This window comes from Colwellia marinimaniae, from assembly GCF_002207865.1.
GTDB classification, from domain to species: domain Bacteria; phylum Pseudomonadota; class Gammaproteobacteria; order Enterobacterales; family Alteromonadaceae; genus Colwellia; species Colwellia marinimaniae.
The window spans coordinates 43,100-54,630 of the sequence record NZ_BDQM01000025.1 but is presented as its reverse complement, the minus strand read 5'-3'; the positions used below and the strand labels follow the sequence as shown (position 1 = coordinate 54,630).

16 protein-coding genes are annotated in these 11,531 nt (G+C 36.0%); 3 read left to right on the top strand and 13 right to left on the bottom strand.

All coding sequences use genetic code 11. The features are described from left to right. Positions 1 to 286: 286 nt before the first annotated feature. The 7 genes from MTCD1_RS13605 to MTCD1_RS13570 form a co-directional block, all read right to left on the bottom strand. Positions 287 to 1,261, bottom strand: a complete 975-nt coding sequence (locus MTCD1_RS13605; RefSeq protein WP_057181416.1) for a transposase — start codon at positions 1,259 to 1,261, stop codon at positions 287 to 289. Positions 1,262 to 1,892: 631 nt separating this feature from the next. Continuing rightward, entirely contained in the window at positions 1,893 to 2,660 is a 768-nt protein-coding gene (locus MTCD1_RS13595) for a hypothetical protein (protein WP_057181418.1), read from the bottom strand. A 417-nt stretch (positions 2,661 to 3,077) separates the two neighbouring features. Then, entirely contained in the window at positions 3,078 to 3,536 is a 459-nt protein-coding gene (locus MTCD1_RS13590) for a hypothetical protein (RefSeq protein WP_057181419.1), read from the bottom strand. 645 nt (positions 3,537 to 4,181) lie between these two features. Then, positions 4,182 to 4,478 carry an ArsR/SmtB family transcription factor gene (locus MTCD1_RS13585; RefSeq protein ID WP_057181420.1) on the bottom strand — a complete coding sequence of 99 codons (297 nt, stop codon included), beginning with the start codon at positions 4,476 to 4,478 and terminating at the stop codon, positions 4,182 to 4,184. 12 nt (positions 4,479 to 4,490) lie between these two features. Beyond that, on the bottom strand, positions 4,491 to 4,916 hold the full coding sequence (locus MTCD1_RS13580) for a YeeE/YedE family protein (protein WP_057181421.1): 426 nt from the start codon (positions 4,914 to 4,916) through the stop codon (positions 4,491 to 4,493). Positions 4,917 to 4,919: 3 nt separating this feature from the next. Further along, on the bottom strand, positions 4,920 to 5,342 hold the full coding sequence (locus MTCD1_RS13575; protein WP_057181422.1) for a YeeE/YedE family protein: 423 nt from the start codon (positions 5,340 to 5,342) through the stop codon (positions 4,920 to 4,922). A 59-nt stretch (positions 5,343 to 5,401) separates the two neighbouring features. Next, the gene (locus MTCD1_RS13570; RefSeq protein ID WP_057181423.1) at positions 5,402 to 6,292 is read right to left on the bottom strand and encodes an MBL fold metallo-hydrolase; all 891 of its coding nucleotides are present in this window, start codon (positions 6,290 to 6,292) and stop codon (positions 5,402 to 5,404) included. A gap of 90 nt (positions 6,293 to 6,382) precedes the next feature. Between MTCD1_RS13570 and MTCD1_RS13565 the strand changes: the two genes are divergently transcribed. The 3 genes from MTCD1_RS13565 (at position 6,383) to hspQ (ending at position 8,033) form a co-directional block, all read left to right on the top strand. Beyond that, complete coding sequence (locus tag MTCD1_RS13565; RefSeq protein WP_082606531.1) at positions 6,383 to 7,132, top strand: sulfite exporter TauE/SafE family protein; 750 nt, start codon at positions 6,383 to 6,385, stop codon at positions 7,130 to 7,132. A gap of 26 nt (positions 7,133 to 7,158) precedes the next feature. Further along, positions 7,159 to 7,545: a rhodanese-like domain-containing protein gene (locus MTCD1_RS13560; protein ID WP_057181425.1), complete on the top strand. Its 387-nt coding sequence runs from the start codon at positions 7,159 to 7,161 to the stop codon at positions 7,543 to 7,545. A 158-nt stretch (positions 7,546 to 7,703) separates the two neighbouring features. Beyond that, positions 7,704 to 8,033, top strand: coding sequence for a heat shock protein HspQ (hspQ, locus tag MTCD1_RS13555; RefSeq protein WP_057181426.1), 330 nt, complete (start codon positions 7,704 to 7,706; stop codon positions 8,031 to 8,033). Between the two features lie 44 nt (positions 8,034 to 8,077). Here the strand turns inward: hspQ and MTCD1_RS13550 are convergent, their stop codons facing one another. From MTCD1_RS13550 to MTCD1_RS13525, 6 genes are all read right to left on the bottom strand, one after another. Beyond that, positions 8,078 to 8,737 carry a LiaF domain-containing protein gene (locus tag MTCD1_RS13550; protein WP_057181427.1) on the bottom strand — a complete coding sequence of 220 codons (660 nt, stop codon included), beginning with the start codon at positions 8,735 to 8,737 and terminating at the stop codon, positions 8,078 to 8,080. Positions 8,738 to 9,192: 455 nt separating this feature from the next. Further along, a complete protein-coding gene (locus MTCD1_RS13545; RefSeq protein ID WP_057181701.1) occupies positions 9,193 to 9,609 on the bottom strand; it encodes a hypothetical protein in 417 nt (138 codons plus the stop codon). 19 nt (positions 9,610 to 9,628) lie between these two features. Next, positions 9,629 to 9,991 carry a hypothetical protein gene (locus tag MTCD1_RS13540; RefSeq protein ID WP_057181428.1) on the bottom strand — a complete coding sequence of 121 codons (363 nt, stop codon included), beginning with the start codon at positions 9,989 to 9,991 and terminating at the stop codon, positions 9,629 to 9,631. 130 nt (positions 9,992 to 10,121) lie between these two features. Beyond that, entirely contained in the window at positions 10,122 to 10,571 is a 450-nt protein-coding gene (locus tag MTCD1_RS13535) for a GyrI-like domain-containing protein (RefSeq protein WP_057181429.1), read from the bottom strand. 71 nt (positions 10,572 to 10,642) lie between these two features. Continuing rightward, positions 10,643 to 10,903: a DUF6868 family protein gene (locus tag MTCD1_RS13530; RefSeq protein WP_235013370.1), complete on the bottom strand. Its 261-nt coding sequence runs from the start codon at positions 10,901 to 10,903 to the stop codon at positions 10,643 to 10,645. 137 nt (positions 10,904 to 11,040) lie between these two features. After that, entirely contained in the window at positions 11,041 to 11,286 is a 246-nt protein-coding gene (locus tag MTCD1_RS13525) for a hypothetical protein (RefSeq protein WP_057181430.1), read from the bottom strand. Positions 11,287 to 11,531: the final 245 nt, after the last annotated feature.

The following is an 11,531-nucleotide window of genomic DNA, read 5'->3' as shown; positions in this document are numbered from 1 at the left end:
GTTAAACCGCCCAAACAGCAAGTAATTCAAGCGGTATTATCACTTAACGAAGTGGCGGCGATTATCAATACCACCCGAAAACAGAAGACACCCCTCTCTAAATAATCACCATAGGCTATCACAAACCCGTTATTTTTTTATCATTAAATCTACCTGACACTTGGCTTTTTTAGGTAAAATAAAATGAATGATTTGGCAGTTATAAGAAATATCAACTTTGGTTGATTTCAGGCGTGTTTAAGCTTTAATACTCAATTAACAGGATAAATTTGTTATGAAGTGGTCGCTAAGCGAATAGCTTGTGACAAACAGATACAGAGGCACGTTTTTTAAGGTGTTGATGTTGGCAAAATTCAGTTAAGGCTTCAGGCTTGCCTACCGCGCCATGAAATACCTTTCTAAATTGTGTGGTTAATATTAACCAGTTTTCTGAACTTATGTTTAATCGCGTTAATATGCTGGGCAAATTATTATCAATATAACCTCGTTTATCTTCTCTAATGCAACGACCGGTTAAGTCTACCAACTCAATATAATCTTTTAGCTCAAACGCTAAGCCTTCAGGCGAATTTTGTCGGGGGTTACCGACAAAGGGGCAAAGTAAGGTGGGTTGTTCTGCTTTTTTAGCGGCTCTTATACGCTGTTGAATACTGGTGTGATTCGAGCTCTCAGGGGTTTCTGCTATTTTGGCTCTTATTGGATTTAAATCAACATACGCCATGCAAGCAATAACGGCGGCTTCATCTAATAAGGCTTGAGATTTAAAACGCCCTTCCCAGAACCTACCTGTGCATTTATCTTCTTTATTGGCTTGTATGGCAATGCTTTCATTTAGAATTCGCATAAACCAACTAATGTCGGTTAACCGTGCTCGATACACTTGTGCGGTTTCTGCCAATATTTGTTGCAGTGGTTTAATCAGTTTATCGCCACGTAGGTATTGTTGGGTAACGAGTGTTCCTTTAAATAATTGATGCCAACGGGTAACAACTTCATGCAGTGACCATGTTTTGGCTTGTTCAACATCAACACACAACACAATATGGGTATGATTACTCATTACCGCATAAGCACATACCTCAATAGCAAACGTTTGGCTTAACGCTAATAATTTTTCTTCAACCCAACCGCGCCTATGCTCAAAGCTTTGTCCTGTGACTTTATCTTCGCCACATAAAAAAGCACGACGAACACAACGGGAAATACAGTGATAATAAGGCGTATCAATTAAACTGACTTGCTGTTTTCTTGCCGTTGCCATAGTAACCTCCACTAGTTTATTTGCTGATTAAATAAGCATAGTTGAGGTGACTATTTATTTCCATTGAGAGGGGTGTCTGCTATTTTTTTATTTAAAGTCGATTCGAATTAGATTCTGTATGGATAAAAATTAATAAATAAAGCGCGACACTATCCATTTATTAATTCATTTTTTTATCTATTTTTAGACTTAATATTCGAATGACGTCTTATGTAATAGTTTCTTTCTAAATAAAGACTCACTAAAAACCAAAGAGAAGTCAAAAGCACCATAAATACTCGTCCCCAGTATACAATGACATCCTGTTCCCAATACATAAATATATTATTATTGATACTTTCAAAATCTGTTGAGAAAAAAATGTAAATTGCACCGAGTATAGGGTACAAAAACTTTAAATTTTTGTAGAATGATGCCAAGCAATACTGCTCCCTACGTAATCTCAATGCTTGATTCATAATATTTCTAGTTTTAAGGGATTTCATTATCTTAAACAATTACTTTATTCCTTATTAAATTGGTTATAACGGCTATTACCACAAAGAAAATATAAGCTATTACAGCTAATTGGACAGGTTAGATTAGGTTTTGTAGTAATTAAATATGGTTTAAATTATCACCTATCAAAACTTCAATCTTCCGCATGTTTCCAGTCAACTTTTTGAGAGCATTTCTTATTCAATTTTATAGACCACAATTTTTGCGCTCTTAATAATTCTGCTTTCATTACTTTGTGTTGAGAATCGCTTGTCCCCCTTCCTCTGGGCACTAAGAAGTCTGGTGAATCTCCTATCACCAATGAAACGTTAGTAATATCAGCTTTTGACACTATAACTGGTACCATATCTTTATAACGCCAAATAAAAAGTGAACTGGATGCTCCTGAGATTATCGAGACGCAATCATAATTTACTGAATTTGATTTTGTTTTTACATTAAAACGAGGCCCAAAACCATCAATTAAATTATTAGCCTTTATTTTTGTTGGGTAATACACAGCCCAAGCTAAGGCAATAAGAATTAAGGAAATCACCAAGGTCATGATTGATGTTTTTGGTACTTTAGAGTTATTAGGAATGTTAAAAAATTTATAAACGCGATTGAGTAAGGTAGGCTCTTCTTTACCACTTGTTAAACTTTCATCTTCCCGCATAAAACCAACAGAAACAATTCTTACTAACCCTATGGAAATTAATGCCATAAAATACAGAGGTATCAATATGCCATTAGCTAAAGCAACACCATAAGAATCGGCTGTAGTGGCAAATATATAAAAATTCAACCCGAAAAAACTAAAATAAATAGAGCTAAAAGCTAAACAAAGCCCTGTAAAAATAATAACTGACATAGAAATTATGAGTGTGTAATGCGCTTTAATTGTATTAAAAAAACTTAACATATCGATCTCTTTTTCCTTAAAAAGATAGTTACTATCATGAATTACTGAGAATAATGTAATAATACGCTAAAAACATTCATTAGAAAATATAAGGAAAAAGATTAATTGCTAGTGTCCGCAAAGCGCACCAAGTTGTCGTTAGGATACTTCTGCAATATTGAGTTTCTAAAGTAAAACTTAAAATGTATGTACCGGACTTCTCAAAGGGCAGTAGCTACCACTTAGAAGACATTAGGCTTGAACAGTAAAAACATATTTTGGATTATATTTTTATCAATAGCCTTGTTAATTGGCGATAAATAATTGGTTAAAATATGCTATGAACAAACGCTAGTCAAATTATGTGGACTTTTGAATGATTTGTTAGACTAGCTATTTCAATGAATTTACCCACCGTATTAATACGGTGGATTAGTATTAATTCAATTCACGTTCTGAGTAATACTCTTTTACAGTATAATTTTTATCAAAGGTGATTCTAAGAGTTGTTATTCGGCTCATAGTTTCAGTATTTATATTTGAGGCACTGACTACACTACTTGAAAATAAACCTCCATTTACATTTGTGGCACTTTTTGCATCTGTACTGATGATTGCTGATCTTGCTTGATATGCCCATATAATATCACCATCTTTATTTTTGTCTGCGAATGTAGCCTCACCAAACTTCATACCAATACTCATTACGGTATCTGTTCCAATAGTAATATTTTGGTCAGCATACTTCTTAGAATATTTATCATGAAGTGAGCCTGCTCTCTGTCCGCCACCATATACAATATTAGAATTAAGGCCTGACGGTAAATATGCTTGTGGGGCACAACCAGAAACTAAAAAACCCAAGGATAATGGTAATAAAACAATAAGTTTTTTCATTTTTATACTCCACGTCCTGTGATTTATGAAGTGCTAGACTTGGACGCATAAAAGCCTATCAATATATTATGGATACGTCTCATTAATCTTATATAGTATCAATATATTAGGAACCATAACCAGTGGTTTTTTTATAAATAGTTAGATATTACTAAGAGGCATCAGTAATTAGCCAAAGTAAAAGTCGATTAATTAGCATAAATTCCAATAGTCGTATAAATACCATACTGGTTGAGAGGGATTACGAAGACTTCTTAGTAACATGACAAAAATTATGCATTAGAAAATATATGGCAAAAAATCTTAGGCTAATGTCAGGAATGCGCACCAAGAAGTCCTTAGCGGCGACCTGTTTTTATTGGTCATTGATTACCAGCTAAGGCTCACTGTTACCACAAAGTTGCCATTATTTTCTAGCGATTTGTGAAGTATTTTGTGATTTTATCACGACTCTTGACGAAAAATCTTCAATAAAATTATCCCAATTTGACTACAGCTCATAAAACCATTGAACAAGAATTCTCATTATTTATGACGATCCTCATATGACTTAAAAAGCCAGAATAGTTCCCCTTGAGTTAGGCTTAGCCAAGGCAACGTTCGTGCAGTGTCTGGTAAAAATAGAGTAATGAAGATCTATTTTACTTAGTCACAATATAGCTTATGTAAAACGCTAATAATTTCGATCACGGCTTGACTATCTAAAGCATAATAAATCGTTTGCGCGTCTCGACGGGTTTTTACATAACTTTCGCGGCGCAACCAAGCTAGGTGTTGTGATAGTGTTGATTGAGCAATGGGGAATAACTCGTTTAATTGACTGACCGATAATTCACCTTGCTGTAATGCACATAAAATCATTAATCTATGCTGGTTGCTCATTGTTTTTAATAGCTTGGTTGCTTTTTCAGCATTGGCTTCTAATTGGCTATAATCGGTCATTGTCTTCTCATGTTATTCGTTAGCAATGGTATTAGATATTTTTTGGGCGACTTGCATGCCAATGAGCATTGCAATGAAAAATCCGAAAAACTTGATGTTACCTGTCAGTAAAGTAGCTAGAGCGGGTCCAGGACAAATTCCTATTAAGCCCCAACCTAAGCCGAATATGGTAGCACCAACGATTAAAGGTTTATCTATTTTATTGTTGTTTGAGACAATAAATTCTTTATCGAGCAAAGGTTTGTCTTTAGTTCGTACCAGTAAAAAATAGCCACTGCCAAAAATGGTTAAAGCACTGGCCATCACCAAGGCCAAACTGGCATCCCATTGACCGGTTATATCTAAAAAATTAAGTACTTTTTCTGGATTAACCATTTGTGCAATGGTCAAGCCAGCACCAAATAATACCCCAGAGATTAACGCTATAATTAATTTCATCGTTTAAGCTCCAATAATATGACGAGTAATAAATACCGTTAATCCGGCGGTGATCATAAAGATTATTGTCGCAACAATAGCACGAGGTGATAACCGGCCAAGTCCACAGATAGCATGGCCACTAGTACAACCATTGCCCATTTTGCTACCAAAGCCAACCAATAAACCGGCAATGATAATCAGTGGCCAGCTTGCCTCTATATCAGTAGGTAACGGTGTTGCTGGCGCCATTGCAAAATATACTCCAAGCATTAAGCCCAGCAAAAATAGCCAGCGCCATAATCGATCATTATCTGTAGCTTGTATGGCACTGTGTAATATGCCGGATATTCCGGCTATTCGGCCATTAAAAATTAATAGCAATAGTGCCGAAACACCAATTAATGCACCACCAAACAAGGCGGTTAAGGGGGTAAATTCTGTCATATGTCTCTCTTTAGTAGGTTAAATAACGCTGTTTAGTCAATAATGGTAGGTATAACACCTCAACTTTTTCCGCTTTTCTCTGGGTAGAATAAGCTCTGCTCAATGGGGATTTTTAAAAATACTTGTTCACCCTGTTCCGCACTAGGTAATTTTCCACCACGAATATTTACCTGAATAGCAGGGTAAAGCAGCTTGGGTACTGCTAAGCTTTTATCACGCTTTTGGCGTAGCTGAATAAAGTCTGCTTTTGAAATTTTGTCATTGATATGAATATTATCACGCTTACTCTCGGCCACTGTGGTGGTATATTTTAATACTCGACCATTGGGTTGATAATCATGACATAGCCATAATTTAGTCCCTTCTGCTAGGCTATGAATCCGCTTAATACTGTCAAATAAAGTGCCAGCATCACCGCCGGGAAAGTCACAACGTGCGGTGCCGCCATCGGGCATAAATAAGGTGTCGCCAACAAAAGCATTATCTTCAACTAAGTACGTTAGGCTGTCATTGGTATGTCCAGGCGTTGCTAGCACTAAAACCCTTAGATGGCCAAATTTAATTACTTGCTCGCTAACCAGTAGCACATCAAAAACATCACCCGTTGCCAAGAGTTCTTGGTCTGAAATATTGAAGACTTGTTTAAAGGTTTGCTGAACAATAGTGATACCAGCGCTAACTGCTGTTTGACCGCCAAGTTGAGACTTTAGATAATGTGCCGCACTGAGATGATCAGCATGGGCATGAGTTTCTAAAATCCAATCGACGGTGAGTTGATTATCTTTGATAAAGGCAATTTGTTTATCTGCAAATTCACTGCCTATTTTACCCGAAGGTAATGAGAAGTCTAAAACACTATCAATAATAATGGCATGGCCGCCCAGCTGATCGAAAACGATATAGCTGATTGTTGAACTGCACGAATGATAAAAAGCTTCTATATTGACCATTAAATTATTTCTCTTGTATTTCTACCTCTATATATCGTATATTAGCAATATACGATATTAAAAGGCAAGAATTAAAAGGCAAGAATTAAAATGTTCATTATTATTGCAGCTTTGTTGATTGGTTTGAGTTTAGGCGTTCTGGGCTCGGGTGGCGCCATCCTAACCATACCTGTGCTCATCTATGGCTTAGAGCAAAGCGAAATTATAGCAATTACTAGCTCTTTGGTTATTGTTGGCACTATTAGTTTGGTTACCGTGATAGTGAACTTGGCCAAGAAACAGATTAATTGGTCGATGGTATTGCTGTTTGGCTTGCCTAGTATGATAGCTACCTATATGGGCGCTTGGCTGGCTTCATATACCGAGCAATCGATACAAATGCTGGTCTTTGCCTTAGTGATGATGACGGCGGCTTGGCGGATGCATAAAGCTAAAGCAGTGGCTAATACCGCTAATATTGCTCCCGTTAAATCGGTTTTCCTGGGTGGCTTAGTTGGTACCTTAACTGGTTTTGTTGGTGTTGGCGGTGGTTTTTTAATTGTTCCCGCCTTAATGACTTTTGCTCGACTTAAGATGAGCGCTGCTGTGGCCACCAGTTTGATGATAATTAGCCTAAATTCTGTGGTTGGTTTTTTAAAATATCAGCAAGTACTTATCGATATTGAGCTAACACTTGATTGGCAAGTTATCGGCTTGATCAGTGTCATTGGTTCAATTGGCAGCTTAATCGGTCAAAAAATAGCAACTAAGTTACCACAACAAAAAATTCGTCAGCTGTTTGCATTAATACTACTACTTATGTCGAGTTTTATTTTAATACAAACCTTACTCAATTTTTAACTGGTTTTAACCTTTAGGAAATAACAATGCTTATTAATGTTAAAGAGCTAGTACGTCTAGCAAAAAAAGAGATAATGGAAATAACGTGTGAGGGGCTGTATCAACAGTTACCAACTCAACCCCTGATTATTGACTTACGAGAAGCAGTTGAATTGGAAAATGGTCTGTTACCCGGTGCCGTCCATATACCAAGAGGTGTATTAGAAATGCGTATCACTAGCTTAGTTAGGGTCGCTGATACTAAGGAGCCATTACTTACACTTGCTCAGCAAAATATTTATTTATATTGCCAAAGTGGCGCACGTTCGGCCTTAGCAGCCCAATCATTAGCTAAAATGGGCTTTGATAAAGTATATTCTCTCACTGGCGGAGCTAGCGAATGGCGTAATAAAGATTTACCTTTTAGCCAATAACAACCAAACAATAAGCGAATAAATGTTGGCTATACTTATAAATGCGTGAACTTATCCGTATGGAAATTATTTTGCTGTGGTAAAGGTTATATTTCATATAGATTAATTACCTTAAAGGTTGGCATAAGCCGACTTAACTCATTCATGGAGAAGAGTGTATGGGAAAAGTAACAAATATAACCAAGGTAAAGTTTTCCGTGGGCGACTTAATTCAACACCGACTTTTTGCATATCGTGGCGTTATAGTCGATGTTGATGTGAATTTTCAACTCACTGATGATTGGTATGATCAAGTAGCTAAGTCTCGACCGCCAAAAGATAAGCCTTGGTATAGTGTATTAGTTCATGGCAGTTCACATTCAACGTATGTAGCCGAACAAAACTTAGCCCCTGATGATATTTTGACCGACATCAGCCATCCAAAACTAACACACTATTTTTCTACGTTAGAAAATGGCCGATATATTCGCAATAAACCGATGAATTAAGGCAGTAACCACATTAATGCTCACTCGTTTAACCAGTTAGCTAATTACGAAAACATTTTTTTAAAACTGTCCGCCATCTTGATGAACTTTTCTTTCATCGAGCGCTTTAAATCGATATTAACACTACTAAATATCGAAAAGCCTTCAATAATAATGGTGGGGGTTGGTGTCGTTGACCTTACCTGGCTAACGCCATTATTAGGCGCTGAGTTATCAATACTGGCAAAAATACAAAAGGCTTTAGCAGCAACATTAATATTTTCCGGCACATAAATAGTATCACTACTAAAGAGGCTAAACATTTTTATACGCACTTCTTGCTGACTAAATACTGCATCAGTAAAGTCGATTTCAGTGCTACTAAAAAGACTAAAATAACGTATCTCATTAGCAACTCGAAACGCACCACCACGATTGCTGCTACTAAATATATTTATCATGGTATCCACTTCTTCTGCTTCACCAGCAACAAAATTAGGCGCTAGGTCTTGCTTTTTGCTTTCAACAAAGGCTTTATCAACAGCAAGTGGTAAATCACTGGTCAGTTCAACAAGTGCTTGATGATTAGCCAACTCCATCGCTTGGTCTAAACGACGATCAAACGCTTCATAAGAGATTTCACCATGACTATAATTCATGATTAATTGATCAATCACTTCACTGCGAACAGTTTCAATGGGTCTATCTTCAAGATTTACTGACATATCTCTTCCTTGTTTTAACTAAGCTTGAACCTAAACGTAAGCTAAAGGTAATTAGTTAACGAGTTATAATTAACTATCAAATAAAGCAAATGTTACGCCACAAATATAAAGCAATAAATTCAATAGCTTACAAAAAAACAAAAGGTAGCTTAGTGTTAAGAAAACTAGATGTTAGTTTATTTGACCACAGTTTTGTAAAAAAACGTGCCTACATCACCCCCCTAAGTTTATACTGATCCTGCTATTTTTAGCCCTATTTATTCACTTGTAGGTGGTATTTACACCACCAGCTGAGCATATATTAAGACTTGCATCATCTAATGGGTGAACTCATTAAACTGAAAAATTAGCCTTAGGGATCTAAATTAATAAGCAGGGATTGATGTATTTCACTTGCTGTAGGGAGTCATACCAACACAGCAATAAGTAGAATTAATAGATAGCTGAATTTTTTGTTATCTGTCATTGCCTAAAAGTTTTAGTTGAGCCTGTACTTTCTTGTTTTCTTGCTCATTAATTACTTTATATCCCCGAGGGTAAGGCCAACCATATCCCCAACGAAATTTAGTCGGAAGATAAGGCGTGCCACCGACACGTACCCCCGCCAACATAAGCTTGGCAATGACAGGTTCTCCTACGTTTGTCACACACTGACGCAGCGATTCATCTGCCTCAACACAATCTTGATAAGTACCTCCCACCCAATAGGAAAAATCATGAGCTGTACAGCAAGAAAGCCATAAGTCTTTATCTTCGAGAGTGCCATCTGGAAAGGAACTACAGCCATCAGATATGAATGGTTTAATCTCATCTGCTGAATATACAGTCGTTGAGGTAATTGCCAATAATATGATGACTAGCCAGGTTTTCATGATGACACTTGACCGCTTATTATATAAATTTAACTTCAAATCGCTCATCATAGTTATGCAGAATTAGAGATTTTTCTATATTCTTTAATTCTTCCTTGTCAATTTTAACCAAGTCTATTTCGTGGTAACTAAATCGAGCCTTTATCTTTATTACACTGCCATCAAAGGTAATACATTCTAAGCTATTAATATGTTCCTTTGATAAATCACTCCCTTCAAGGCTGACATTAGTGCCACGTTCCTCGTCTGGCAATATAAATTCATAAAATAATGTTCGGTGAAGAAGAAGTGTTTTAATGTAACCCTCTCCAATATCGAGCGCAAAAGAAATAATTAAATCCTTTTCAGTCTCCTCGATATTCATAAAGCTAACGACATCCATTAGTATGACTCCAACTGGTCGAATAAATACCAACGCCCAAATAATAGGCTAAGTTATTGTTGGCTAACATTAGCGACGAAGGAGCAAAAGCCAACCATTTTTTGTCCTTGTTTAACTGCCGGTAATGTAACTATTTAACCGCTATATGAACTTCAATTTCATTTCCGTGTGGATAATACTCGAAATCCGTTGAATAAAGCCTTTTATGCTCTTCTTTACCCTTAGAAAAATAATTCCAAACGTCAGTCCAAGCATCAATAGCTATTTGAGGCATTTCTCCCTTATGCGTAAATACTAGGTATTTTGCTGCAGGAATAGTTACCTGCGCTAAGCTTATTTTTGGCGGCATAGACAAGCCATCAAAACCAGCATGAACGGTAAATTTACCGGTGTGATCTGATTCATAGTCAGAATATACACCGTATACTCTTTCACCATTTTTATAATCTACCGAAACTGTTTCATCAAATGCTTGCCATAAAGATGAAATTTTTCCTTTATTCGGATCCATTTCAGTTTCATTATCCGTTCTGATACTCAAGCCATTAATCGTTTTTTCTGAAACAAACCTTAATTCCATCTTAATATTCTCCTAGTTACCAATGCGCCAATAGTGGGCAAATAATGCCGGTTTGTCTGATGAAATAACCACTAAATCATTAGTTTTAATGCTAGGTACGGCACCAAATTAAAAATGATAACAGCTATTTTGTAATTTGCCATGTATGAAAAATATAAGGTAGGTAACTCTGCAGCACTTACACCAGTCAATTTACTGTGAATATTGATAGTGAAGCCATTAAATAAAAAAAGAAATATTGCTGCAAAAGCTAAAAAACACACATTAAGCGCAGTACACCAGCCTAAAAAAGTTGTAATTTCATTAATATCCATAGTGGCTTCTATCTCCATACCTTTACTTCAACATAACGCTATAGAGTAGCAACGATCCTACAAGCGTAAAAATCGAAAAATTTCTGTTGGCTAAAATGTTGAACTGAGTGAAAACAGCCAACAGTATTTTTTTATTTGAACTTCTGGTGTATTTTTTAATTACTCAAGACTGTTTTACTTTTTTTATTAAACCATTTTGTGATACTTTTAAGCATATTATCAAAAGTATATAAGCAAATTGAAAGCAGAATTAATATTGAAAATGAAAATTTATCGAATGAAAAAACATTCGCTTTTGCTGCATCTACACCAGAAAGCTCAAGCAATGCTATTGATAAAGATACTGAGATTAAATACTTTATAAACCGCCAATAAATATTTTCAGTTTTCGACTCATCCATAATTTAAACGCCTTAATTTGATAAAAACATAACAGCTTATTCGTGAGAATTTCAGGGTGATACAATTTAACCTGACTAATTACTATCGGTAACTAGTGCACTTTCATTAATAATTTTAATACGTTACCAGTAATTATTAGTATTATCAAATACAGCATTAACCCCCTCATCTTTTTATACTTATATATACTAGTTAAAGACATAAAGGACCGATAGACCATATTCCTTCATTATTTAAAATCGCC

Excerpts from the sequence above, each read along its gene's own strand:
- MTCD1_RS13560 (WP_057181425.1), top strand. The coding sequence starts at position 7,159 with ATGCTTATTAATGTTAAAGAGCTAGTACGTCTAGCAAAAAAAGAGATA.
- hspQ (WP_057181426.1), top strand. The coding sequence starts at position 7,704 with ATGGGAAAAGTAACAAATATAACCAAGGTAAAGTTTTCCGTGGGCGAC.
- MTCD1_RS13550 (WP_057181427.1), bottom strand. The coding sequence starts at position 8,737 with ATGTCAGTAAATCTTGAAGATAGACCCATTGAAACTGTTCGCAGTGAA.
- MTCD1_RS13570 (WP_057181423.1), bottom strand. The coding sequence starts at position 6,292 with ATGGTCAATATAGAAGCTTTTTATCATTCGTGCAGTTCAACAATCAGC.
- MTCD1_RS13540 (WP_057181428.1), bottom strand. The coding sequence starts at position 9,991 with ATGGATGTCGTTAGCTTTATGAATATCGAGGAGACTGAAAAGGATTTA.
- MTCD1_RS13605 (WP_057181416.1), bottom strand. The coding sequence starts at position 1,261 with ATGGCAACGGCAAGAAAACAGCAAGTCAGTTTAATTGATACGCCTTAT.
- MTCD1_RS13595 (WP_057181418.1), bottom strand. The coding sequence starts at position 2,660 with ATGTTAAGTTTTTTTAATACAATTAAAGCGCATTACACACTCATAATT.
- MTCD1_RS13565 (WP_082606531.1), top strand. The coding sequence starts at position 6,383 with ATGTTCATTATTATTGCAGCTTTGTTGATTGGTTTGAGTTTAGGCGTT.
- MTCD1_RS13545 (WP_057181701.1), bottom strand. The coding sequence starts at position 9,609 with ATGAAAACCTGGCTAGTCATCATATTATTGGCAATTACCTCAACGACT.
- MTCD1_RS13575 (WP_057181422.1), bottom strand. The coding sequence starts at position 5,342 with ATGACAGAATTTACCCCCTTAACCGCCTTGTTTGGTGGTGCATTAATT.
- MTCD1_RS13530 (WP_235013370.1), bottom strand. The coding sequence starts at position 10,903 with ATGGAGATAGAAGCCACTATGGATATTAATGAAATTACAACTTTTTTA.
- MTCD1_RS13585 (WP_057181420.1), bottom strand. The coding sequence starts at position 4,478 with ATGACCGATTATAGCCAATTAGAAGCCAATGCTGAAAAAGCAACCAAG.
- MTCD1_RS13580 (WP_057181421.1), bottom strand. The coding sequence starts at position 4,916 with ATGAAATTAATTATAGCGTTAATCTCTGGGGTATTATTTGGTGCTGGC.
- MTCD1_RS13525 (WP_057181430.1), bottom strand. The coding sequence starts at position 11,286 with ATGGATGAGTCGAAAACTGAAAATATTTATTGGCGGTTTATAAAGTAT.
- MTCD1_RS13535 (WP_057181429.1), bottom strand. The coding sequence starts at position 10,571 with ATGGAATTAAGGTTTGTTTCAGAAAAAACGATTAATGGCTTGAGTATC.
- MTCD1_RS13590 (WP_057181419.1), bottom strand. The coding sequence starts at position 3,536 with ATGAAAAAACTTATTGTTTTATTACCATTATCCTTGGGTTTTTTAGTT.